This is a genomic window from Mesorhizobium sp. B2-3-10, from assembly GCF_006442275.1.
Taxonomy (GTDB): domain Bacteria; phylum Pseudomonadota; class Alphaproteobacteria; order Rhizobiales; family Rhizobiaceae; genus Mesorhizobium; species Mesorhizobium australicum.
The window spans coordinates 262,340-286,088 of sequence record NZ_VFVT01000005.1 but is presented as its reverse complement, the minus strand read 5'-3'; the positions used below and the strand labels follow the sequence as shown (position 1 = coordinate 286,088).

The following is a 23,749-nucleotide window of genomic DNA, read 5'->3' as shown; positions in this document are numbered from 1 at the left end:
GGAGCTGAGCGCGCGCACCATCGAAAGCGTAGCGCGCGCTGGTCGATGATTGGGGCTGCACAAACGACAAGGACTGAAACCCCTCCCACCCGGAGCACCATGACAACTGCCCGTAAAGCCCTCCAGGCCGACAGTCGCCATCCATCCTGAATGCTTATCCAAAGCGCGGCGCTTTTCAAGGCAAAAGTTTTAAGCTTAAAAAGTTTCCTGGCTTGATCGCTTGCGCAACCGGGCGCTAGCGCGGGTCCTCCCGTGCCAGTTCGGCCCGGGCGGCGGCATAATTGGCCGCGGCGCCCGCACCCAGGTACATCGTGTCGCTGGCCAGGACGAAGAAGCTGGCGCCGATTGCCGCCCATTGGCCGATGGCCTGCGGGCTGGCGCAGAATATGCCGGAGGTCTTGTCGTGCGCGATCGTCACGCCGACGATCCTGCGGATCGCGTCCGTGAGCTTGTCGGCGCCCTTCGGTCCGATCGCATCGATCGACACGGAGAGATCGCCGGGGCCGACGAAGATCACGTCGACGCCGTCGACATCAGCGATCGCCTCGATGTTGGCCAATCCCTCGGCGGTCTCGACCTGGACCGCCACGACGATCCTGTCATTGGCGCCGGCCAGATATTCGGGAATGCGATAGCCATAACCGGCCGCGCGGCCGGGTCCGACGCCGCGCTCGCCCCGTGGCGGATAGCGGGATGCTTTCACGGCCATTGCCGCCTGTGCCGGTGTCGAGACGCGTGGCACCAGCACGCCTTGCGCGCCGCTGTCCAGCGCCGCCTGGATGGCTTCGGGCGCGTGGCCGGGAACGCGCACCATCGCCGGCACGCGGTGGACATCGGCGGCGCGCACCATGGTCTCGATGATGTCGCGTGAGATCTGGGCATGCTCCCAGTCGATGCAGAGGAAGTCGAGGCCGGACAGCGCCATCACTTCGACCGCGACCGGGTGAGGAATGGCAGCGAAGGAGCCGATGAGGTTGGCCTTGCCGATGCAATTCTGGCGGAACTCGCTCATGCCTATTCCTTTTCTCATCTCGCCAAATTCATATCGGCAAACCGGGGCCGGGCTAAGCTATTTCATGCTTGAAATATTTTCGCGGAGCCGTAGCGTGCGATCTTCGCCGGGAGGTCGCGACATGAACAAAGCACATCCGCTGCACGGCTCCAACAAACTGAAGCTTGGCGTTTTCTCGACCAACGCCGATGGCGGCCTTGCCATATCGGATGTGCCGGAACGCTGGACGGCGAGCTGGCAGGACAATCTAACGGCCGCCCGGATCGCCGATCGCGCCGGGCTGGAGTTCATGTTGCCGATCGCGCGCTGGCGTGGCTTTGGCGGCCGCAACAAGGTGCGCGAGCGGTCCTTCGAGACCTTCACCTGGGCGGCGGCACTCAGCATGGCCACCGACCGGATCGGCCTGTTCATGACCGTGCACGTGCCGCTGATGCATCCGCTCTATGCCGCCAAGGCGCTGGCGACGGTCGATCACATCAGCCAGGGCCGGGCCGGCCTGAACATCGTCTGCGGCTGGAACCCGAAGGAATTCGGCATGTTCGGCACGCCGCTGGTCGAGAAGGGCTACGACCAGGCGGCCGAATGGATCGAGATCCTCGAGAAGCTCTATGCATCGGCGGAGCCGCTGGACTACGAAGGCACCTATTATCACCTCAAGGAGGCGGTTAGCCGGCCGGCCAGCCTGCAGGTTCCGCGCCCCGTGACCATGAACGCCGCTTTCGGCGGCCCCGGCCGCGATTTCGCCGCGGCCCATTGCGACTACCTGTTCACGACCTTTTCCGAGATGGCCGATGCCGGCAAGCATGTCGCCGACATCAGCGAGCGAGCCGACAAGGTTGGTCGGCAGGTCGGCGTCTACACCGTGGCCCATGTCGTCTGCCGTCCGACCATGGAAGAGGCGCAGGCCTATTACAACAGATATGCCGTCGATCTGGCCGATCACGAGGCGGTCGATGCGCATATGGCCGGCAAGAAGGAATTCTCGCAGTCGCACGACCCGCATGCCTATGACCGCTACCGGCAGCGTTTCGCCGGCGGCGCCGGCACCTATCCGCTGGTTGGAACGCCGCAGACGATCGTCGCCGAAATGGCCGCCATTGCGGAGCACGGCTATCAAGGCATCGCCCTGTCCTTCGTCAACTACACCAGGGAATTGCCCTATTTCTGCGACCACGTACTGCCGTTGCTCAGGCAGGCCGGGCTTCGCGGGTAGCAGCGATGCCAAGGGGATGATCGGTGGCCTAGCCAGGATTTCAACGTCGTCATCCCTGGGCGGAGCAGGAGCGAAGCTCCGTCGCGGAGACCCTGGGATCCATGCCGCGATCTTAGCGACGGAGTGCGGCGGAGCAGAATTCCGGACCGCTGCAACGCTTTGATTTCACGGCATGGATCCTGGGGTCTGCGCCGCGTCGCTGCGCTCCTTGCTTCGCCCCAGGATGACGAAGCGATGGGCGTTTATTCCGGAATAACGGCGGTCGCCTGGATCTCCACCTTGGCGCGGTCCTCGACCAGCGCCACCACCTGCATGGCGGCCATCGCTGGAAAATGCCGGCCGATCACCTCGCGATAGGCCTCGCCGATCCCCTTGAGGTTGCCGAGATATTCGGCCTTGTCGGTAAAATACCAGGTCATCGAGGTGATGTGCCGTGGCTCCGCGCCGGCCTCGGCCAGCACCGCGACGATGTTCTGAAGCGTCTGCCGCACCTGGCCGGCGAAATCGTCGGTCTCGAACTGGCATTGCCCGTTCCAGCCGACCTGTCCGCCCACGAAGACGAGCCTGCCGCGCGCGGCCACGCCGTTGGCGTAGCCGACCGGTTTTGCCCAGCCTTCCGGCTGCAGGATCTCGTGCATGTCGTCTCTCCGCCTGTCCAATATCGGGTCCGCAATATCCGTCTCGAAAACATTTCAGTCCGTGGTCACGACCTGTTCAGGCCGCGCCCATTACTTGCCGTGCGATCACAACCTTCTGCACGTCCGATGCGCCCTCGTAGATTCGCAGCGCGCGGATCTCGCGATACAGGCTCTCGACGATATGGCCCTTGCGGACACCATCGCCGCCATGCAGCTGCACCGCTTTGTCGATCACCTCCTGCGCCTTGTCGGTGGCGAACAGTTTGGCCATCGCCGCCTCGCGCGTCACCCGCGCAGCGCCCATGTCCTTGGTCCAGGCGGCGCGATAGACCAGAAGCGCCGCGGCATCGACGTCGAGCGCCATGTCGGCGACATGGCCCTGCACCATCTGCAACTCGGCCATCGGCGCGCCGAACAATTTGCGTTCGGCCACCCGCTTGATGCTTTCATCGAGCGCGCGTCGGGCAAAGCCGAGCGCCGCCGCGCCGACGGTCGAGCGGAACACGTCGAGCACCGACATGGCGATGCGAAAACCGTCGCCCGGCTTGCCGATCAGCGCCGAGGTCGGCAACCGCACCCCGTCGAAAGACAAGCGCGCCAGTGGATGCGGCGCGATCACTTCCAGGCGTTCGGCGATACCGAGCCCCTTTGCATCGCCCGGCACCAGGAAGGCAGAGAGCCCCTTGGCTCCGGGCGCCTCGCCGGTGCAGGCGAAGACGACATAGATGTCCGCAATGCCGCCATTCGATATCCAGGTTTTTTCGCCCGTGAGAACATAGCTGTCGCCGTCACGGGTCGCCGCCATCTCCATGTTGGCGACATCAGATCCCGAACGCGGTTCCGATAGGGCGAAGGCTGATATCGCCTTGCCAGCGCGTGTCCTCGCAAGCCATTGCTGCTGCTCCGACGTGCCGAACAGGCTGAGCGCGCCGGTGCCGAGACCTTGCATGGCGAAAGCGAAATCGGCGAGGCCATCGTGGCGGGCCAGCGTCTCGCGCGTGATGCACAGGGCGCGCACGTCGAGTGGTGCGGGGTTGTCCGTATCGAGCGCCGTCGGCTTCAGCCAGCCGTCCCTGCCCAGTTTCGCGACCAGCTCGCGGCAGGCGGCGTCGACGTCGTGGTGGTCAACCGGCAGGTTTTTCGCGCACCAGGCGTCCAGATGCCCGGCGAGTTCGCGATGGCGGCTTTCGAAGAAGGGCCAGTTGAGGAAGGAGCGGTCAGGCATTTGTGCCTCCGCAGTACTTCGAGCCTTGCGCTCTACGGCGCCCCCCTCTGTCCTGCCGGACATCTCCCCCTCTAGTGGGGAGATTGGCAGTGCCGGCGCCGGCGCCCTTCCCGCGACGTTGGCGATTTGCGAAAGCGTACGCGACAGCCGATCTCCCCCCTAGAGGGGGAGATGTCCGGCAGGACAGAGGGGGGCGCTGTCCCGCCAACGTCTCCGATAGTCCGCTCATCCTCAATTCCCCTCGAACACCGGCTTTTCCTTGGCCACGAAAGCCCGATACGCCCGTTCGAAATCGCGCGTCTGCATGCAGATCGCCTGCGCCTGTGCTTCCGCCTCGATCGCCTGGTCGAGGCCCATCGACCATTCCTGGTTGAGCTGCGTCTTGGTGATGCCGTGGGCGAAGGTCGGGCCGGAGACGATGCGGGCGGCCATGTCGAGCGCGTCGGTCTCAAGTACGTCTGCCGCTACCAGCCTGTTATAGAACCCCCAGCGCTCGCCTTCCGTCGCTGTCATGGTTCGGCCGGTGTAGAGCAGTTCGGCGGCGCGGCCCTGGCCGATGATGCGCGGCAGGATCGCGCAGGCGCCCATGTCACAGCCGGCGAGACCGACGCGGGTGAACAGGAACGCTGTCTTGGCTTCCGGCGTGGCGATGCGGATATCCGAACTCATGGCGATGATGGCGCCGGCGCCGACCGCCACGCCGTCGACCGCGGCGATGATCGGCTTGCCGCAATTCAGCATCGCCTTGACGAAATCGCCGGTCATGCGGGTGAAGGCCAAGAGCTGCTTCATGTCCATCTTGACCAGTGGGCCGATGATGTCGTGAACATCGCCGCCGGAGCAGAAATTGCCGCCATTGGAGAGGAACACCACGGCGTCGACGTCGTCGGCATAGACGAGATCGCGGAACGTGTCGCGCAGCTCGGCATAGCTGTCGAAGGTCAGCGGGTTCTTGCGCTCCGGCCGGTCAAGCCGGACCTTGGCGATCCTGCCCTCGACCTCCCACAGGAAATGCGTCGGCTTGAGGCCGGCCATTGCGGTCATTCGCGTCCCTCCCAGTTGCTGCGGAACGAGGTCAGCATGCCTGTCAGCCGGCGCGCATCCTCCTCGCTGACCTTGCCCAGCAATTCGCCGATCCAGCCCTCATGCGCGGCGGCAATGGTGGCAAAGGACTTCGTACCTTCCTCGGTCAGCCGAACCATCGAGGTGCGGCGGTCGCCATTGCGGCGCGCGCGCGCCACCAGCCCTTCCGAAACCAACCGGTCGACAATGCCGGTGACATTGCCGTTGGACACCAGCAGGAAGCGCGACAGGTCGCTCATCAGCATGCCTTCCGGCGCGCGGTAAAGTGCTGCCATGACGTCGAAGCGCGGCAACGTCGTGTCGAATTCCTTTTTCAGGCGCTCGCGCAGTTCGGCCTCGATCGTGCGCGAGGCGCGCAGCAGCCTGATCCACAGGCGCAGCCGGTCCTTGCCGGGTCCCGATGGCAGGGGCAGGGGGCCGGCTACCATGTTTCACCTCCCGAGATCGAAATCGCCTGTCCGGTGATCGATTGCGCCGCGTCGCCACACAGCCAAAGCACGGCTTCGGCAATTTCCCGCGGCTGGATGAAACGGCCTTGCGGATTGGTCGAGGCAAGACTGGCCCGCGCCTGTTCTGCCGAGCGGCCGGTCTTTTCGACGATGCGCTGGATGGACTCCTCCAGCATGTCGGTCTCGACGAAGCCTGGACACACGGCGTTGACGGTGACACCGGATTTCGCCGTCTCGGCGGCCAGCGCCCGCATCAGGCCGACGACGCCATGCTTGGCCGCGACGTAGGGCGCGACATAGGCATAGCCTTTCAGACCTGCCGTGGAGGCGATGAAGACGATGCGGCCCGCGTTGCGCGCGGCCATGCCGGCCAGCGCCGGTTTCACCGTCAGGAAGGCGCCGGTCAGATTAACCTCGAGCGTCCGCTGCCAGTCGGCAAGCGTGGTCTTGTGCGCCGGCGTGCTGCCGGCCATGCCGGCATTGGCGACGACGATGTCGAACGGTCCGCGCACTGCCTCCGCCTGCGCGTAGAGCGCCGCCGTTTCGGTCTCGCTCGTGACATCGGCGGCAATGGTGAAGATGCGGCCGCTTTGACCCGCGACCTTTGCGAGCTCCGTTTCCCGCCGGCCGCAGATGGTCACGTCAACGCCGGCGCCGGCCAGTGCCAGCGCGATTGCCCGGCCGACGCCGGAGCCGCCGCCGGTGACCAGTGCGTGCTTGCCCGCGATCATGTGGCAATCCTCGAAGGTCGGCGCTGCCTCTTGCGCCAGATCGAAGCCATGACATGCACAGACATTCTGGGACTGGCGATTGGCCCGATGCTTGGTTGCCAGGTGGTTCCCCCAATCCGTCGTTGCTTCGCAACGCCACCTTTCCCTCCTCCGGAGGGAAAGGAAGGGAGCCTCATGAGACGAGCATCGGCGGCAGAGGGGTCGCACCGTTCCTCTCCCCCGTCGATCGGGGGAGAGGTGGATCGGCGAAGCCGAGACGGAGTGGGGGTCGACCAGCGCAGTGCAAGACCATGCATGCGCGACGCCCCCCTGCATGCTGCGGGAAGGTGCCGGCAGGCGGATGAGGGGCAGCGTGGCGAACGAAAAATACTCATACTTTCAGCCCCGCCGCCGCATCGCGCTCGGCCAGCCGGTAGATCTGGTCGCGCCCGGGCAGATAGGGATCAGGCCATTTGACACCGCGGTCGCCGAGCGACACCGCCGCATGCAGCGTCCAGTAGGGATCGGCGAGATGCGGCCGTGCCAGCGCCACCAGATCGGCGCGGCCGGCCATCAGGATCGAATTGACGTGGTCCGGCTCGTAGATGTTGCCGACAGCCATCGTCGCCATGCCGACCTCGTTGCGGATGCGGTCGGAAAACGGCGTCTGGAACATGCGGCCATAGACCGGCTTGGCGGCAACCGACGTCTGCCCCGCCGAGACGTCGCAGATATCGACGCCGGCCTCACGCAGCATCCCAGCGATTTCGACGGCATCTGCCGGCGTCACGCCTTCGATGCCGACCCAGTCATTGGCCGAAATGCGCACCGAGATCGGCTTCTCCGCCGGCCAGGCGGCGCGCACCGCGTGGAAGATTTCGAGGGGATAGCGCATGCGGTTCTCAAGTGAGCCGCCATAGGCGTCCGCGCGCCGGTTGGTGACCGGCGTGATGAAGGACGACAGGAGATAGCCATGCGCGGCATGGATCTCCAGCATGTCGAAGCCGCAGCGATCGGCCATTTCGGCCGAGGCGACGAATTGATCGCGCACCAAATCCATGTCGGCGCGATCCATCGCCTTCGGCACCTGATTGTCAGGCGACCACGCGACAGCCGATGCCGCCATCACAGGCCAGTTACCGGAGGCCAGCGGCACGTCGGTGCCTTCCCAACCGACGCGGGTCGAACCCTTGGCGCCGGAATGGCCGATCTGGGCGCAGATCTTCGCTTCGGTTTCGGCATGGACGAAGTCGACCAGTCGCCTCCACGCCACCTCATGCTCGGGCGCGTAGAAACCGGGGCAGCCGGGCGTGATGCGCCCTTCCGGGCTGACGCAGGTCATCTCGATATAGACGAGCCCGGCGCCGCCCTTGGCGCGCTCGGCATAATGGGTGAAATGCCAGTCGGTCGGGCAGCCGTCGACGGCCTTGTACTGCGCCATCGGCGAGACGACGACGCGGTTTTGCAGCCGCATGTCGCGCAGCTTGAACGGCGCGAACATCGGCGCCCGGCGCAGCCTGTTGCCACCGGCACCCGCCTGGCGCTGGAACCATTCTTCGGCGCCGCCCAGCCATTCGGCATCGCGCAGTCGCAGATTCTCGTGGCTGATGCGTTGCGAGCGGGTCAAAAGCGAATAGTTGAACTGCACCGGATCGAGGCCGAGATAGCGCTCGACCTCCTCGAACCATTCCAGCGAATTGCGCGCCGCCGACTGCAGCTTCAGCACCTCGGTGCGGCGGGCGTCTTCATATTTGCTGAAGGCGGCCTCGAGGTCCGGCTCGGTCTCGACATAATCGGCCAGCGCCACCGCGCTTTCCAGCGCCAGTTTGGTGCCGGAGCCGATCGAGAAATGCGCCGAGGCCGCCGCGTCGCCCATCAGCGCCAGATTCTTGTAGGACCAGCGCTCGCACAGCACGCGCGGGAAGTTGATCCAGGCCGAGCCACGGATATGGTTGGCGTTGGTCATCAGCGCGTGGCCGCCAAGATGCTTGGCAAAGATGCGCTCGCACACCGCGATGGACTCCTGCTGCGACATCGCGCCGAAGCCGAAGGCGGCCCAGGTCTGTTCGCTGCATTCGACGATGAAGGTCGCGGTCTCGCTGTCGAACTGGTAGGCGTGCGCCCACACCCAGCCATGCTCGGTCTTCTCGAAGATGAAGGTGAAGGCGTCGTCGAATTTCTGGTTGGTGCCGAGCCAGACGAATTTGCATTTGCGGGTGTCGATGTCGGGTTTGAAGATATCGACGAAAGTGTTGCGCGCCCTTGAATTCAGCCCGTCGGCGGCGACGACCAGGTCATGCGTCTCCATATAGGGGCGGGGATCGGCGATGTCGGTTTCGAACATCAGCCTGACGCCGAGTTCGCGCGCGCGGCGCTGCAAGAGGACCAGCAGCCGCTTGCGGCCGATGCCGCAGAAGCCATGGCCCGACGAGACCGTGCGCACGCCGTCATGGATGACGGCGATGTCGTCCCAATAGGCAAAATGCTTCTTGATCCAGACGGCGCTGACCGGATCGTTCTCAGCAAGGTTATCGAGCGTCTCGGCCGACAGGACCACGCCCCAGCCGAACGTGTCGTCAGCGCGGTTGCGCTCGAAAACCGTCACGTCGTGCGCGGCGTCCCTCAACTTCATCGAAATGGCAAAGTAGAGGCCGGCTGGTCCGCCGCCGAGAACCGCAACCTTCATTTGTGCGATCTCCTCTTCGCTTGCTATGCCTCAGTATCGCGCCGGAGGTAAGATATTTCAAGCTTAAAGTTTTATGTCGAAATGATTATGCGAGCGTGCGTGGCGCGCTTGCCGGGACATCCTGCAAGCGCGCCGCGAGAGATCATTTCTCAGGATTCTTCGGGCTCCACAGCACGGTCTCGGCACCCTTCTCATAGGCCATGCCCGAGGGATAGCTGATCGCCTCGAGTTGCAGTCCCCACGGTGCCTGGAAATAAAGGATGGTCTGGCCGGCGGCGGGTCCTTCCTTGACCGGCAGCGGCCCCATCCTGGTCTTGACGCCCTTGCCATCGAGATAAGCCTTGGCCGCGGCGACATCGTCGACATAGAAGGCGATGTGGAAGCCGCCAATGTCGCTGTTCTTCGGTGTCAGATCCTTCTGGTCGGGCGCGGTATATTTGAACAGCTCGATGTTTGATCCATAGCCGCAACGCACCATGGTGACCTGCTCGATGACAGCCTTCGGATCGACGCCGAGCAGGTCCTGCATGAAGGTGCCCTTGTCGTCGGCGAACGGGCCGAACGACATCGCCTTCTTGCAGCCGACGACCTCGGTGAAGAAGTCGACCGCCTGCTTCATGTCGGGAACCGTGATGCCGGTATGGTCGTGCCCGCGCATGCCGGGGATCGAGCTCGCCGAGGCCATGCCGGCGCTGCCGAGGATAGCGGCCGCGAGCGTCGCACTTCGGATTATCATCTTCATGTCAGTTTCTCCTCCATTGGCGGGACTTCGTCATTTTCCAATCGCACGTCCGAGGCCCGCTTTTCGGCGCGCGTTCGCATTCATGGCGGCGCTTTGCCGGCGGAAGGAATGTCCAGCCAGCTCTCGTCGATTTCGGGCAGCGGAATGGCTGCAATGAGGTCGCGCGTGTAGGTCTGCCGCGGCATGTCGAACAGCGCGTCCGTGGCGCTCGCTTCCACGATGCTGCCTTCGCGCATGACGATCACCTGCCGGCACAGCCTTCGGATCACCGACAGGTCGTGGCTGATGAAGGCAACGGTCAGGCCCATCTCGGCCGCGAGTTTCTCCAGCAAGGTGAGGATCTGGGCCTGCGTCGACACGTCGAGGCCGGAGACGATCTCGTCCGCCAGCACGAATTTCGGCGACAGCGCCAGCGCGCGCGCGATGCCGACGCGCTGGCGCTGGCCGCCCGACAGTTCGTGGCGGTAGCGGCTGGCAAAGCTCTGCGGCAGGCCGACCCGCTGCAGCGCTTCGGCGACACGATCCCTGAGATTGTCGCCAAGCCCGTTCTGCTTGAGCGGCGCGGCGATGATGCTGGCGATGGTGCGGCGCGGATTGAGCGACGACATCGGATCCTGGAAGATCATCTGAAGGTCGCGGCGCAGCGGTCGCAACGCTGCCTCAGGCAGATGCGTGATGTCGCGGCCCTCGAAACTGACGCTGCCGGCGCTGGGCTCCAGAAGGCGCACCAAAGCGCGGCCGAGCGTCGACTTGCCCGATCCGGATTCGCCGACGATCCCTGTCACCGACCCCTTGGGCAGGTCGAAATCCAGGCCTTTCAGAATCTCGGCCAAAGGTGCGCGGCCGATGAGCGGCTTACGCGTCATGTCGGGCAGCGCGACCTTCAGCCCGCGTACGGAGAACAGCGGCTCAGCCATGCGGACGCCTCCAGGCCTGGTCGGCGGCAGCAATCTCGGCAGCGAGCCCGGCCAGTACCGCCTCGTCCACCGGCTTCAGCGACGCGAAGGGATCGGTATAGCGCGGCGTCGCAGCCATCAGTGCTCGGGTGTAGGGATGCTGAGGTGCCGCGAACAGCGCCGCGGTCTCTGCTTCTTCCACCACCTTGCCGGCATAGAGCACCGACACTTTCTGGCTGATCTTGGCGACGACGCCGAGATCGTGGGTGACGAACAGGATCGCGGTGCCATGTTCGCGCTGCAACGCCGCGATCAGCCGCAGGATCTGCTTCTGCACGGTGACGTCGAGGGCGGTGGTCGGCTCGTCGGCGACGATCAGCCTTGGCTCGGCGGCAAAGGCGGCGGCAATCAGCACGCGCTGGCGCATGCCGCCGGAGAGCTCGTGCGGATAGCTTTTCAGCACACGATCAGGGTCGCGGATTTGCACCTCGTCCAGCAAGTGGCGGATACGCCGATCGGCCTTGTCTCCGCTCCAGCCGAGGATGCGCACCAGACGGTCGGTCATCTGGGGGCCGATGCGCCGCGAGGGGTTGAGCGCGGTCAGCGGATCCTGCGGGATCAGCGCCGTGCGCGCGCCTATCAGCGTGCGCCGTGCTTTTGGCGGGAGTTTGCCGAGGTCTTCGCCCTCGAGTCTCATATCGCCTTCGACGATGCGCACGCTCGATGGCAACACGCCAAGCACCGCCTTGCCGATCATCGTCTTGCCGGCGCCGCTTTCGCCGACAAGCGCGCGCACTTCACCGGGTTGTACCGAGAGCGAAACAGAGCGCAGCACGCGCTGGCCGTTGGCCAGCACCGCGCTTAGATTGTTTATCTCGAGACAGGCGCTCATCGCAGCACCGGATCGAAACGCGTCTTCAGCGCCTCGCCGAACTGGCTGAATGACAGCACGGTGAGGATCAGCGTGATCAGCGGGAAGACCAGCACCCACCAGGCCTGATGGATCGACAGCCGGCCCTCGGCGATGATGCCGCCCCAGGTCGGATCGTCGGTCGAGATCGACAGATTGACGAAGGACAGGATCGCCTCGACGATGACGGCGATGCCCATCTCCAGCGACAGCAGCGCCACGATCGACGGTACCACATTGGGCAGCACCTCGCGCAGCATGATGCCGAAGCGGCCATAGCCGGCGATGCGGGCATTCTCGACATAGTCCATGCGCGACTGGCCCATCGCCTCGGCGCGGATGACCCGGCAAAAACGCGTCCAGTCGATGATGGCGATGGCGAGGATGACGGAGCTCAAGCCGGTGCCGAGCACGGCGACCAGGAGGATGGCGAACAGCACCGGCGGGAAGGCCATCCAGATGTCGACGATGCGCGAGATGATGCGGTCCGCCCAGCCGCCGAAATAGCCCGCGACCAGCCCTAATGTGGAGCCCACCACGCAGGCGGCGATGGCCGCCGCGAAAGCAACGATGAAGGCGATGCGGCCGCCGAAGATCAGGCGCGAGAGCAGGTCGCGGCCGAGGCTGTCGGTGCCGAGCCAATAGCCCGGCTCGGCGCCATCGAGCCAGAACGGCGGCAGACGTTCCAGCATCAAATCCTGCGCCAGCGGATCCTGCGGCGCCACCAGCGGCGCCAAGATCGCGGCCAGCAGCGCCAGCAGCAGCCAACCGCCGGCGAGCCACAGCCTCGGGCTCGATCCGTGCCTGATGATGCGTGCCTCATCCATGGCGCAGCCTCGGATTGAGCAGCGCGTACATCATGTCCACCGCGAGATTGATCAGCACGAACAGCAGCGCGAAGACCAGCACGATGCCCTGGATCAGCGGCAGGTCGCGGTTGATGACGGCGTCGATCGCCATGTTGCCGAGGCCCTCATAGGAGAACAGCCGCTCGACGATGACGGTGCCGCCGATGAGGAAGGTGAACTGCACGCCGATGAGCGTCAGCGTCGGCAGCGCGGCGTTCTTCAGCGCCTCGCGCAAGATGACCTGCGTTTCCGAAAACCCCTTGACCCGCGCCAGCACGACATAGTCGAGGTCGAGCACCTCCTTCAGCGACTGCTTCAGGAGCTGCGCGATGATGGCCGCGAGCGGCAGCGCCAGCGCCACGGCTGGCATCAGCATGTGCTTCAAGAGGTCCCAGGTGAGGTCGAAGCGCAGCCGAAGCAGGCTCTCGAAGAAGTAGAACTGGGTGACGAAGGGCAGGTCGAGCTGCGGCGACACGCGGCCGGAAATGTCGAAGATCGGCACCAGCACGCCGAACAGCAGGATCAGCACCAGGCCCCAGAGAAAATCGGGGATAGAAAGCGCGGCACCGCTGGCGATGTCGATGCCGGCCTCGACCGCCGTGCCGCGCTCGCGCGCGCCCAGGATCGCCGTCGTGCCGCCGATCGCCACTGCCATAATGAGCGCGACGATGGCAAGCTCCAGCGTAGCCGGCAGCCGGCTGAAGACGAGGCCAAGCACGTCCTGCCGGAGCGAGATCGAGGTGCCGAAATCGCCCCTGGCGACACCGGACAGCCAGATGAAGAACTGCTGCACGATCGTCTTGTCGAGCCCATAGAGCGCACGCAGACGGGCGATGTCGTCATTGGTGGCGCCGGGCGGCAACATCATGGCGATCGGATCGCCGGGCGCGACGCGGATGACCACGAATACGACGACGGCCACGCCGAACAGCGTGATCAGCATCGTCAGCAGACGGATCAGGAATCGTTGCAGGAGCATGTAAATCTTTGCAGGAGCCCGCAGGCTCATATGCGTGTAGAAATGCGCGCCGTCGCTATGGACGGCGCGCGGTAAGCCCAGGCTGATATCAGGCCGGGGTCATCAGGGCCGGCAGCAGCGCGCCGGAAATATGCTGCACCACCTTGACGCCCTTCGCATGCACGATCGGTTGCGCATACTGCATAAGCGGCAGCACGTAGGCCTGCTCGGCGATGTATTTATCGACCGCCTTCCACCCGGCGATGCGCTTGGTCTCGTCCTTCTCTCCCCACAGCGGGTTGATCATGTCGATCAGGTCCTGGCTGTCCCAGACCGAATGCGGGCTCGGCCCATACATGGCAAAGCCGGTCGACGTGGTCGGGTCGCCAATGGCGTTGCCCCAATTGTAGAAGGCCGCCGGCGCGAGCTTGTCGGCGGCGCGCAGTTCGTAGTGCTTGGCGATCTCGTAGACCTCGATCGTCGCCTCGATGCCGACCTTGCGCCACATGCCGACGATCGCCTGGATCATCTCATAGTCCTTGGGCTTGAAGCCCTTGGTCGTCTGGATGGTGAACTTGACCGGCTTTTCCAGCGAATAGCCCGAGGCCGCCAGCAGCTCCTTGGCCTTTTCCGGATTGTGCTCGACCTTGATCGAGGCATCGTAGGCCGCGTATTCCGGCGTTTCCAGCGTGGCGAGCGGCTGGCCGTAGCCGCGCAGCAGCCGCTTGACCAGAAGCTCCTTGTCGACCGCCATGACGGCTGCCTGGCGCACGTTCTTGTCCAGCATCGCTTCGATGTCGTTGAAGAAGATCATGCCGATATCGGAAACATTCTTGATCGACCCGGCAAGCCCGTCCTTGGCGATCAGCCGGTCGTACTCTTCATAGGGGATTTCGAGCGTCACCTGCGAGGAACCGGATTCGATCTCGGCGACACGGCTCGCCGCGTCGGTGACGAATTTGATCGTCACGTTCTCGAATGCCGGCTTGCCGCCCCAGTATTTCGGATTGGCCTTGAGCCGCAGGAAGGCGTTGCGTTCGAACTTCTCGACCATGTAGGGGCCGGTTCCGATCGGAGCCTTCTCGAAACCTTCGGCACCGACCTTCTCGTAATAGGCCTTCGGCATGATGTAGCCGGTGAGGAACGACATCCATTTGAAATAGACCGGGTCGAACTGCACGACATCGCCCGTGATCTTGTTGCCGTCGATCTTGAAATTGTTGACGTTCTTCCACACGAACTGGATCGGGTTGCCGGTCTTTTCATCGCCCGCCCGCTGCAACGACCAGACCACGTCCTCGGGCGTGAACGGCGAGCCGTCATGCCAGGTTACACCCTCGCGCACCGTCATCATGATCTTGGTGCGGTCCTCGTTCCAGCCCCATTCGGTGAGCAGGCCCGGCGCGAAGGACAGGTCCGGCTTCTGCGGGATGAACTGGTCGAACACCGACTGGTAGAGGCCCTGGATGGTCGGGTTGACGGCCGACGGTCCGGTGGTCGGGTCCCAGGACGGCAGGTTGACATTATAGGCGATGGTCAACTCGCCGGCGGCGGCATTGGCCATCTTGGGCAGGCCGACAGCGGCCACACCAAGTGCCGCGGCACTGTATCCCAGTAATTCGCGTCTGTTTATTGTCATGGTCGTTCCCCTTGTTGGTTTATTTGTCTTTTGCGCGGCTTCGTCCGGTCATTGGTTAGGGCTTCGTCGGCAGCAGCGCTTGCCTCTCGTCGCCTTCATGAAATCGTCTGGCCTACCTCCCGCCAAGCTGTTGCGCGAGCATGAAGCCCGAGGCGGCACCCGTGCCGGCACCGGGCCATGTCGCGGCGCCGGTGAGATGCAGATTGCTGATCGGCGTGTCCCAGCCGGCATAGCCGCGCGCCGGACGGAACAAGAAGTTCTGCGCCAGATGATGGCTGCCGCAGACCTGGTCGCCGCCGACGAGGTTCGGGTTCTCGCGCTCGAGGTCGATCGGCGAAAACACGGCGCGGCCGAGGATCTTCGCACGCAGCCCAGGTGCGTAGGTCTCGATGATGTCGAGCACGCGGTCGGCATAGGCCTCCTTGACCTGGTCCCAATGGGCTGCTGCGATCTTGCCCGAGGCGTCGCCCACGATTTCGGCGGGCAGCATGCGCACCTGCACCCACAGAACATGTTTGCCTTCAGGTGCCCGGGAAGGATCGACCGCCGTCGGCTGGCCGACGACCAGCACCGGTTCGTCCGGCAACATGCCTGATGTCGCCTGCTGATAGGTGCGCGACATCTGCTCGAGCGATGGCGCTAGATGCACATAGGCGAACCGCCGAAGCTCTGCCCCGGCGCGCCAGTCCGGCAGGTCGTCCAGCGCCAGGTGGATCATCATCGTGCCGGGTGCATGCCGGAATTTTTGCATCGCCGTGTCGAAGCCGGCGTCGCCGGAACCGTTCGGCAAAAGCGTGCCGGCCAACGCCTTGGGTGCAACGCCGGCAATGACCGCCTTGGTGGCCGTATGCGTCTCGCCGGAAGCAAGCCGCACACCGGTCGCCTTGCCACCGGAAACGGTTATCTCGGCGACATCGGCGCCGGTGACGATCCTGCCGCCGGCCGATGTGACAATGCCGGCCAGCGCCCGGATGATCGTGTCGGCGCCACCCTTGCCCAGCACCATGCCAAAACTCTGGTTGGCCATCGATTCCAGATAGGGGAACACCGCGCCGCCGGCGATGTCGGGCGCGAAGTCGAGATGCATGCCCCAGGTGGCGAGCGTCGCCCTGATGTGTGGAGACTCGAAATTTTCCTCCAGCCAGGCACGCGGCGACGACAGCAACAGCCGGCCGGTGTCGAGCGCGCCGGAAACACCTTTTTTGCGCCACAGGTTCCAGGCGGTGCTTGCAAGCGCCCGGGCGCTCATCGGCGAGCCCAGCAGCTTGAACAGATGCTCGGCCTCGGCTGGGAAAGCGGCAATCAGCCTGCGCCACGTCGCGGCATCGGCGGCTGAAAAGGCAGCCATGCGTCCGGCGGTCTTTTCCAGGTCGTTGCTGACACCGAACCAGCGTCCATCCGGGAACGCGCTGGCGAAACAATCGGCGACCGGCGCGAATTCCAGCCCCTGCGCTTTCAATTCATTTGCATATTTCCGGTGGAAGGCGGAGCCGGCGAACAGGCTCAGATTCATCGCGCCGAAATCGTGGCGGAAGCCCGGAAGCGTGAATTCGCGGGTCTGGACGGCTCCACCGATTGTTGTATTGCGCTCGAAAACCCCGGTTTTCCAGCCCTTGAGCGCCAGATGCGCGACGCATGCCAGAGTGTTGTGGCCCGCCCCGACAAAGATGGCGTCGAACTCGCTCACGCCCCGTTCCCATTTCCTTTATGCTTAAAGATAATTGCAGATGCATATGTTTTCGTCTAGTAGGATATTAAGGGCCGAGACGAGCCTTGATCATGTCAGACAAGAGGGAACAGAGACCATGGATACCCAGAAACTCCTCGGCGAAGTTGCCGGCCAGCTCCTTTCCGGCGCCATCAAGGTGGTCGACCTGACGGCGCCGCTCGGGCCCGACACACCGCTGATCAAGCTGCCGCCGGAGCTTGCCGTCGACACGCCGAAGGTCGAGATCCACTCGATCTCCCGCTATGACAAGAACGGTCCATGGTGGGCGTGGAACTGGCTGAAGCTCGGCGAGCATTCCGGCACGCATTTCGACGCGCCGCAGCATTGGATCAGCGGCAAGGATTATCCGGACGGCGCCACCGATACCATTCCGGCGCAGAATTTCATCGGGCCGGTCAATGTCATCGACTGTTCGAAAGAGGCGGCCGCCGATCACGATTTCCTGCTCACCGTCGACCACATCAAGGCCTGGGAGGCCAAGCATGGCGCGATCAATGCCGGCGAGTGGGTGGTGATGCGCACCGACTGGTACAAGCGCAACGGCTCGGAAGCCGAGTTCCTCAACGCTAACGAGACCGGCCCGCACACACCCGGCCCGACGGCGGAAGCCATCCAGTTCCTGATCGGCAAGGACATCAAGGGCTGGGGCTCGGAGACGATCGGCACCGATGCCGGCAAGGCCGGCGGCATGGAGCCGCCATTCCCGGCGCACACGCTGATGCACAAGGCCAACCGCTATGGCCTCGCCAGCCTCTGCAATCTCGACCAGCTGCCGCCGAAAGGCGCCATCCTGATCGCGGCGCCGCTCAAGATCGAGCACGGCACCGGCAGCCCGATCCGCGCGCTGGCGCTGGTGGCGGGGAAATAAAGCGAGGGCGGTCTTCGGGAGAAGATCATGGCTGCAAATGGTACCGCGATGACGAAGTGGGCGCGGCGACCTGGTGAGGTTGCCGCTCTACGCCAAGGAACGCTACCGCGCGCAATTGAACATCATCCACCAAAGCGGGGGAGCACCCCTCGATGACCGCCCCCGATCACATCATCGTCGGCAGCGGCATCAACGCGCTGGTCTGCGCGGCGATGCTCGGCGGCAAGGGCGCCAAGGTGCTCGTTCTGGAGCGCAACGACCGTATCGGCGGTTGCATGCGCACCGAGGAGATCACTGCGCCGGGCTTCGTCCACGACGTGATGGCGACCACCTTCGTGCTGTTCATCACCTCGCCGGCCTTTGCAGCATTGGGCGGCGACCTCGCCCGGCACGGGCTGGAGTTCTGCCACACCGGCACGCCGACCGGCGTGCTCATGCCTGACGGCAGCCATGCCGTGCTCAGCACCGGCCGCGCGGCCAATGTCGCTGCGCTGAACGCGATCGCGGCCGGCGACGGTGACCGGCATGCGGAAGATGTCGGCGGCATCGAGCGCAATGCCGGCCTGCTGTTCGGTCTGCTCGGCGGCGCGCTTTGGTCGTACCCGACGGCGAAGCTGCTGGCCGGCGATACCTGGCGGCGTGGTCCGCGCGGCCTAGCCGCCTTTCTTGGCGAAGCGCTGGTGCCGGCGCGCGGCTGGCTGGAAAGCAGCTACCAGTCCGAAACCATTCGGGCGCTCTGGGCGCCCTGGGTGCTGCATGCCGGGCTTGGCCCGGAAGATGCGTTTTCCGGCCAGATCGCCAAGGTGATCGCCTTCGCGCTGGAGGCTGCCGGTGCGCCGATCGTCAAGGGCGGGGCGAAGAACCTGCTTGCCGCCTTCGAAGCGCTGATCAGGGAACGCGGCGGCGACATCCGCACCGGCGCCGACGTCGCTTCGGTCGTCCAGGCGGGTGGCCGCGCAGCCGGTGTGCGGCTGGCGTCGGGCGAAACGATCACAGCGAACAAGAGCGTCATCTGCTCGGTCACGCCGACGCAGCTTTACGGCCGTCTGCTCGGCAAGGACGCTTCGAAGGACGACGTCGAAGCGACGCGGAAATACCGCTATGGCAAGGGCAATTTTCAGATCCATTACGCGCTGACCAAGCCGCCGTCCTGGCGCGGCGAGGGCCTCGACAAGGTGGCGCTGCTGCATCTGACGCCCGGACTGGACGGCGTTTCGAAAGCCTGCAACGAGGCGGCGCGCGGCATGCTGCCGGAGGTGCCGACCATCTGCGTCGGCCAGCCGCACGCGCTCGATCCATCACGCTGTCCGGAGGGCCAGGCGATCCTGTGGCTGCAACTCCCCGAGGCGCCCCGCCACATCAAGGGCGACGCCGCCGGGAAGCTCGATGCGCCTGCCGACGGACAATGGACCGAGGCGCTGCGCGAGGCCTATGCCGATCGCGCTGAAGCGATACTCGCCGGCCATATCGACGGCTTCAAGGACAGCGTGATCGCGCGCCGCGCCTATTCGCCGGCCGATCTCGAGGCGATGAATATCAACCTCGTCGGCGGCGACCCTTACGGCGGCTCCTCTGTTGTCGACCAGTCGTTCCTGTGGCGGCCGTTCAAGACCAGCCGCAACCATCAGACCGGCGTCAAGGGCCTCTACCATATCGGCGCCTCGACCCATCCCGGTGCGGGCCTCGGCGGTGGCTCCGGCTTCCTGCTGGCAGGGAAGCTCTGATGGAACAGAAGGTCGCCGAAAAACGCCAGCGCATTTCCACCCTCGGCCAGATCGGCCTGCAGCAATTCGCTCCCTATCTGATGAACCGCATCATGGGCCGCTACAACGCTACCTTGCGCGACGACTTCCGCAAGCAGGGCCTGACCATTTCGCAGGTGCGCACGCTGGCGGTGCTGTCGGTCACCGACGGCGTCACCGTCAACGACCTCTCGGTCTATACTGTCATCGAGCAATCGACCCTGAGCCGCACGCTGGACACGCTAGAGGGGCAAGGCTTCGTGCGGCGCGAGCAAGGCGTCACCGACAGCCGCATCCGCCACGTGTTCCTGACCGACGACGGCCGCGCCGAGTTCACCCGCGCCTGGCCGGCCATGCATGACGCCTTCGAGGCGATGTTCGACGATATCGACGACGCCGAATATGCAGCACTCATCGCAACGCTTTTGAAGATGCTCAAAAACATTCGCAAGCACGACATCTAGATATAGGCGCCGCCAGCTGTCGGCGGCAACGGAAGGAGGCAGACATGGCCGAACGGTCTTTTGCCAAGGAAGTCGAAAAACTCAGGCTCGGCGCCGGCGAGGAATTCGCCGGCGAGGGCATCCTCGCCATCACCAAGGCGCTGCTGCAGTGCGGCGTCGGCTATGTCGGCGGCTATCAGGGCGCGCCGATCAGCCATCTGATGGACGTGCTGGCCGACGCGCAGGACATTCTGGGCGAACTCGGCGTGCATTTCGAGGCGAGCGCCTCGGAAGCCACCGCCACCGCCATGCTCGCCGCTTCGGTGCATTACCCGATCCGGGGCGCGGCGACGTTCAAGTCGACCGTCGGCACCAATGTGGCTTCAGACGCGCTGGCCAACCTCGCTTCCGGTGGCGTCACCGGCGGCGCGCTGATCATCGTCGGCGAGGATTATGGCGAGGGCTCCTCGATCATGCAGGAGCGCAGCCATGCCTTCGCGATGAAGAGCCAGGTCTGGCTGCTCGACCCGCGTCCGAACCTGCCGTCGATCGTCAAGGCGGTGGAGGATGGTTTCGAACTGTCGGAAATCTCCAACACGCCGGTCATGCTGCAGGTGCGCATCCGCTGCTGCCACGTGCATGGCCATTTCATCGCCAAGGACAACAAGCGTCCGCCGATGACGGTCGCCGATGCGCTCGAAGCGCCGCGCCGCGACACCGGCCGTATCGTTCTGCCGCCGGCTTCTTTCCTGCATGAGAAGGAGAAGGTCGCCAAGCGCTGGCCGGCCGCGGTCGATTTCATCAAGAGCCGCAAGATCAACGAGATCTTCGGCTCGGATCACGGCTCGATCGGCATTGTCATGCAGGGCGGCATGTACAATTCGGTCATCCGTGCGCTGCAGCGTCTCGGCCTTGCCGACACCTATGGCGAGACCGACGTGCCACTCTACGTGCTGAACGCCGTCTATCCCCTGATCGACGATGAGTTCCTGTCGTTCTGCGAGGGCAAGCAGTCGGTGCTGGTCGTCGAGGAAGGCCAGCCCAACTACATCGAACAGGCTTTCGCCGCCATGCTGCACAAGGCCGGGCGTGGCACCCGTCTGGTGGGCAAGGAGCATCTGCCGATGGCCGGTGAATATACCGGCCAGGTCATGCTCGACGGCATCGGCGCCTTCCTGCGCGCCGAGGCGCCGCACCTGTTGCCCGGCGAAGTGCGCGCGCCAAACAAAGTCGGCGATGGCCTCGATACGGCGGACCTGATCAATGTCGTTCCAGGACGACCGCCCGGTTTCTGCATCGGCTGCCCGGAGCGGCCGATCTTCGCCGCGACCAAGCTGGTCGAGCAGGAACTCGGCAAGCACCACATCGCCTCCGACATCGGCTGCCATCTGTTCTCGATCATGCCGCCCTTCGAGCTTGGCGCGACCACCATGGGCTACGGGCTGGGGCCGGCATCGGCCTCGGCGTTCAACGCGCCCGATGCCAAGCGCCGTTCGATCTCCTTCGTCGGCGACGGCGGCTTCTGGCACAACGGCCTGACCTCATCGATCGGCAATGCGGTGTTCAACAAGAATGATGGCGTCATCGTCATCGTCGATAATTTTTACTCGGCCGCCACTGGCGGGCAGGACATCCTGTCGTCGCGCGCGGGCAACAAGACCAAGTCGACCAAGCATCCGATCGCCGAGGCGGTGAAAGGCATGGGCGTAAAATGGCTGCGCCATGTCGACCGCACCTACGATGTCGGCAAGATGCAGGACACGCTGCGCGAGGCGCTGACGACTGACGAGAAGGGGCCAAAAGTCATCGTCGCTTCGTCGGAATGCATGCTCAATCGCCAGCGCCGCGAAAAGCCGCTGGTCGACAAGGCGATCAAAGGCGGCGAGCGTGTCGTCAAGCCGAAATTTGGCGTCGACGAGGACATCTGCACTGGCGACCATGCTTGCATGCGGCTCTCCGGCTGCCCATCGCTGTCGGTCAAGTCGCTCGACGATCCGCTGCGCGACGATCCGGTCGCATCGATCGACCAGAACTGTGTCGGCTGCGGCAATTGCGGCGAGGTCGCCGATGCGGCGGTGCTGTGCCCGTCCTTCTACCGTGCCGACGTCGTGCACAATCCAAGCCGCTGGGACCGTTTCCTGGAGACGGCGCGCCGCGCGACGATCGGTTTCCTGCAGAGGCGGCGCGAAGGCCGGCGCCTGATATTCGCCGATGCTTGATCCTGTTCCTTCCTCGCGCCCCCGGTCCGGTGCTGCCGATGAGCCGGTGATCAAGCTCGCCGTTCTGGCCGTCGGCGGCCAGGGCGGCGGCGTGCTCGCCGACTGGATCACCGACGTCGCCGAGCGCAATGGCTTTGTCGCGCAATCGACCTCGGTCGCCGGCGTCGCGCAGCGCACCGGCGCCACCATCTACTATATCGAAATGGCCCGCGACACCGGCCGCCTGCCGGTCTTCGCGCTGTCGCCCTCGCAGGGCGATGTCGATATCCTGATCGCCGCCGAATTGATGGAAGCCGGCCGAGCCATCATCAGGGGCTTCGTCACCCCCAACCGCACGACGCTGATCGCTTCCTCGCACCGCATCGCCGCCGTGTCGGAAAAGATCGAACCGGGTGATGGCCGCGCTTCGTCGTCCAAAGTCCACGCCACGGCCGAGGCCGCATCGAAGCGCTTCATCGCATTCGACATGGAAAAGATCGCCGCCGACAACGGCTCGATGATCTCGGCCAGCCTGCTTGGCGCGCTGGCCGGCTCCGACGCGCTGCCGTTTACCCGTGAAAGCTACGAGCAGGCGATTGGCACCGGCGGCCGTGGCGTCAAGGCCAGCCTCGCCGCCTTCGCGGCTGCGTATGATCGTGCGCGCGGCACGGCGGCGCCGACGGCGAACCCGGCGATTGTCGGATCTGCCTTGGGTTCGGGACATGTGAGTGGCCCGCGAAACCTGTTGCAGGGATGGCAGGCGCTTGCCGCTCGCATCGACCTGCTGCCGGTTGCCGTGCGCGACATGGCGCTCAGGGGCCTGAGAAAGGTCGTCGACTACCAGGACATCGCCTATGGGCGCGAATATCTCGACCGGCTGGACAAGGCCGTCGCGATTGACAGCTTGGATCCAACCCATGCGCTGTCAATCGCGGCCGCCAAGCATCTGGCCAACGCCATGTGCTATGACGACATGATCCGCGTCGCCGATCTGAAGACGCGCTCGACCCGCGACAGGCGGGTGCGCAAGGAGGTTGGCGTCAAGGATGGTTCGGTCCTGCAAGTGACCGAGTACTTCCATCCGCGCATCGAGGAGTTCTGCGGCACGCTGCCGGCGAGGCTGGGCAGCTACATCGAGGACCGGCCGAAATTGGCAGCCTTCCTCGACCGCCGCATCAACCGGGGCCGCCGCATCCGCACCGACAGCTTTGCCGGCTTCGCCGCTTTGTGGTTCATCGGCGGCCTGCGCCGCTGGCGCCGCCGCCTGCTGCGCCACAAGGTCGAGACCGCGCATCTTGACCAATGGTACACGCTCGCGCTTGGCTACGTGCCGGCGGATTACGCGCTTGCCGTCGAAATCCTCAATTGCCGCCGGCTGATCAAGGGCTACAGCGACACGCATGTGCGCGCCCACTCGAAATTCGACCGCGTGCTGTCGGCGCTTGATCTGCTCGAGGGCAGGGCCGACGCCGCCGACTGGATCCGCCGCCTGCGCGAGGCGGCGCTGAAGGACGAGAAGGGCGACATGCTCGACGGCGCGTTGAAGACCGTGGCGACCTTGGGCCCGGCAACGGGCAACTGAGCCGCACGTCCCGACAGACTTCACCGGGCCATCGGCCCCGTTGGTATGCTCGAAGCCTCGGAGGGTCACCCCGTGGCGCCCTCGGTCCTGCGAGGGCTGGTTTCGACATTCGGACCATCAACCGGTTTGGTGAACGCTGTTCATTTTTCCCCTTGAACGATGTTCAAAGCGTGATAGA

Annotated in this window: 20 protein-coding genes; 6 read left to right on the top strand and 14 right to left on the bottom strand. The window is 64.7% G+C overall.

The window, feature by feature from the left end:
• Window positions 1-235: 235 nt before the first annotated feature.
• Window positions 236-1,012, bottom strand: a complete 777-nt coding sequence (locus tag FJ943_RS16840) for an HpcH/HpaI aldolase/citrate lyase family protein (protein WP_140723099.1) — start codon at window positions 1,010-1,012, stop codon at window positions 236-238.
• Window positions 1,013-1,133: 121 nt separating this feature from the next.
• On the opposite strand from FJ943_RS16840, the gene FJ943_RS16835 reads away from it, so the two are divergent.
• Window positions 1,134-2,225, top strand: a complete 1,092-nt coding sequence (locus FJ943_RS16835) for an LLM class flavin-dependent oxidoreductase (protein ID WP_140723096.1) — start codon at window positions 1,134-1,136, stop codon at window positions 2,223-2,225.
• 242 nt (window positions 2,226-2,467) lie between these two features.
• Here the strand turns inward: FJ943_RS16835 and FJ943_RS16830 are convergent, their stop codons facing one another.
• From FJ943_RS16830 to FJ943_RS16765, 13 genes are all read right to left on the bottom strand, one after another.
• Window positions 2,468-2,863 (bottom strand): RidA family protein, encoded by a 396-nt coding sequence (locus tag FJ943_RS16830; protein ID WP_135916832.1) that lies wholly within the window; start codon window positions 2,861-2,863, stop codon window positions 2,468-2,470.
• Between the two features lie 76 nt (window positions 2,864-2,939).
• Entirely contained in the window at window positions 2,940-4,088 is a 1,149-nt protein-coding gene (locus FJ943_RS16825) for an acyl-CoA dehydrogenase family protein (protein WP_140723094.1), read from the bottom strand.
• 231 nt (window positions 4,089-4,319) lie between these two features.
• Window positions 4,320-5,132: an enoyl-CoA hydratase family protein gene (locus tag FJ943_RS16815; RefSeq protein WP_140723091.1), complete on the bottom strand. Its 813-nt coding sequence runs from the start codon at window positions 5,130-5,132 to the stop codon at window positions 4,320-4,322.
• Entirely contained in the window at window positions 5,129-5,599 is a 471-nt protein-coding gene (locus FJ943_RS16810) for a MarR family transcriptional regulator (protein WP_140660590.1), read from the bottom strand. Before FJ943_RS16810 ends, FJ943_RS16815 begins: the two co-directional genes overlap by 4 nt.
• Complete coding sequence (locus FJ943_RS16805) at window positions 5,593-6,351, bottom strand: SDR family NAD(P)-dependent oxidoreductase (protein WP_140723088.1); 759 nt, start codon at window positions 6,349-6,351, stop codon at window positions 5,593-5,595. Before FJ943_RS16805 ends, FJ943_RS16810 begins: the two co-directional genes overlap by 7 nt.
• A 370-nt stretch (window positions 6,352-6,721) precedes the next feature.
• On the bottom strand, window positions 6,722-9,016 hold the full coding sequence (locus FJ943_RS16800; RefSeq protein WP_140723085.1) for a bifunctional salicylyl-CoA 5-hydroxylase/oxidoreductase: 2,295 nt from the start codon (window positions 9,014-9,016) through the stop codon (window positions 6,722-6,724).
• 142 nt (window positions 9,017-9,158) lie between these two features.
• Entirely contained in the window at window positions 9,159-9,758 is a 600-nt protein-coding gene (locus FJ943_RS16795; RefSeq protein ID WP_140723083.1) for a VOC family protein, read from the bottom strand.
• 80 nt (window positions 9,759-9,838) lie between these two features.
• Complete coding sequence (locus tag FJ943_RS16790; protein WP_140723080.1) at window positions 9,839-10,675, bottom strand: ATP-binding cassette domain-containing protein; 837 nt, start codon at window positions 10,673-10,675, stop codon at window positions 9,839-9,841.
• Window positions 10,668-11,546, bottom strand: a complete 879-nt coding sequence (locus FJ943_RS16785) for an ABC transporter ATP-binding protein (RefSeq protein ID WP_140723077.1) — start codon at window positions 11,544-11,546, stop codon at window positions 10,668-10,670. Before FJ943_RS16785 ends, FJ943_RS16790 begins: the two co-directional genes overlap by 8 nt.
• The gene (locus FJ943_RS16780) at window positions 11,543-12,391 is read right to left on the bottom strand and encodes an ABC transporter permease (protein ID WP_140614831.1); all 849 of its coding nucleotides are present in this window, start codon (window positions 12,389-12,391) and stop codon (window positions 11,543-11,545) included. Before FJ943_RS16780 ends, FJ943_RS16785 begins: the two co-directional genes overlap by 4 nt.
• On the bottom strand, window positions 12,384-13,391 hold the full coding sequence (locus FJ943_RS16775; RefSeq protein ID WP_140660597.1) for an ABC transporter permease: 1,008 nt from the start codon (window positions 13,389-13,391) through the stop codon (window positions 12,384-12,386). The genes FJ943_RS16780 and FJ943_RS16775 overlap by 8 nt, the downstream gene beginning before the upstream one ends.
• An 88-nt stretch (window positions 13,392-13,479) precedes the next feature.
• Window positions 13,480-15,009, bottom strand: a complete 1,530-nt coding sequence (locus tag FJ943_RS16770) for an ABC transporter substrate-binding protein (RefSeq protein WP_140723073.1) — start codon at window positions 15,007-15,009, stop codon at window positions 13,480-13,482.
• A gap of 112 nt (window positions 15,010-15,121) precedes the next feature.
• The gene (locus FJ943_RS16765) at window positions 15,122-16,696 is read right to left on the bottom strand and encodes an NAD(P)/FAD-dependent oxidoreductase (RefSeq protein WP_140723070.1); all 1,575 of its coding nucleotides are present in this window, start codon (window positions 16,694-16,696) and stop codon (window positions 15,122-15,124) included.
• Window positions 16,697-16,814: 118 nt separating this feature from the next.
• On the opposite strand from FJ943_RS16765, the gene FJ943_RS16760 reads away from it, so the two are divergent.
• From FJ943_RS16760 to FJ943_RS16740, 5 genes are all read left to right on the top strand, one after another.
• Window positions 16,815-17,606, top strand: coding sequence for a cyclase family protein (locus FJ943_RS16760; RefSeq protein WP_140723067.1), 792 nt, complete (start codon window positions 16,815-16,817; stop codon window positions 17,604-17,606).
• Window positions 17,607-17,758: 152 nt separating this feature from the next.
• The gene (locus FJ943_RS16755) at window positions 17,759-19,330 is read left to right on the top strand and encodes an NAD(P)/FAD-dependent oxidoreductase (protein ID WP_140723064.1); all 1,572 of its coding nucleotides are present in this window, start codon (window positions 17,759-17,761) and stop codon (window positions 19,328-19,330) included.
• Window positions 19,330-19,812 (top strand): MarR family transcriptional regulator, encoded by a 483-nt coding sequence (locus FJ943_RS16750; RefSeq protein ID WP_140723061.1) that lies wholly within the window; start codon window positions 19,330-19,332, stop codon window positions 19,810-19,812. Before FJ943_RS16755 ends, FJ943_RS16750 begins: the two co-directional genes overlap by 1 nt.
• Before the next feature lie 44 nt (window positions 19,813-19,856).
• Window positions 19,857-22,010, top strand: a complete 2,154-nt coding sequence (locus FJ943_RS16745; protein ID WP_140723058.1) for an indolepyruvate ferredoxin oxidoreductase subunit alpha — start codon at window positions 19,857-19,859, stop codon at window positions 22,008-22,010.
• The gene (locus tag FJ943_RS16740) at window positions 22,003-23,571 is read left to right on the top strand and encodes an indolepyruvate oxidoreductase subunit beta family protein (RefSeq protein ID WP_140723055.1); all 1,569 of its coding nucleotides are present in this window, start codon (window positions 22,003-22,005) and stop codon (window positions 23,569-23,571) included. Before FJ943_RS16745 ends, FJ943_RS16740 begins: the two co-directional genes overlap by 8 nt.
• The last annotated feature ends 178 nt before the right edge of the window (window positions 23,572-23,749 follow it).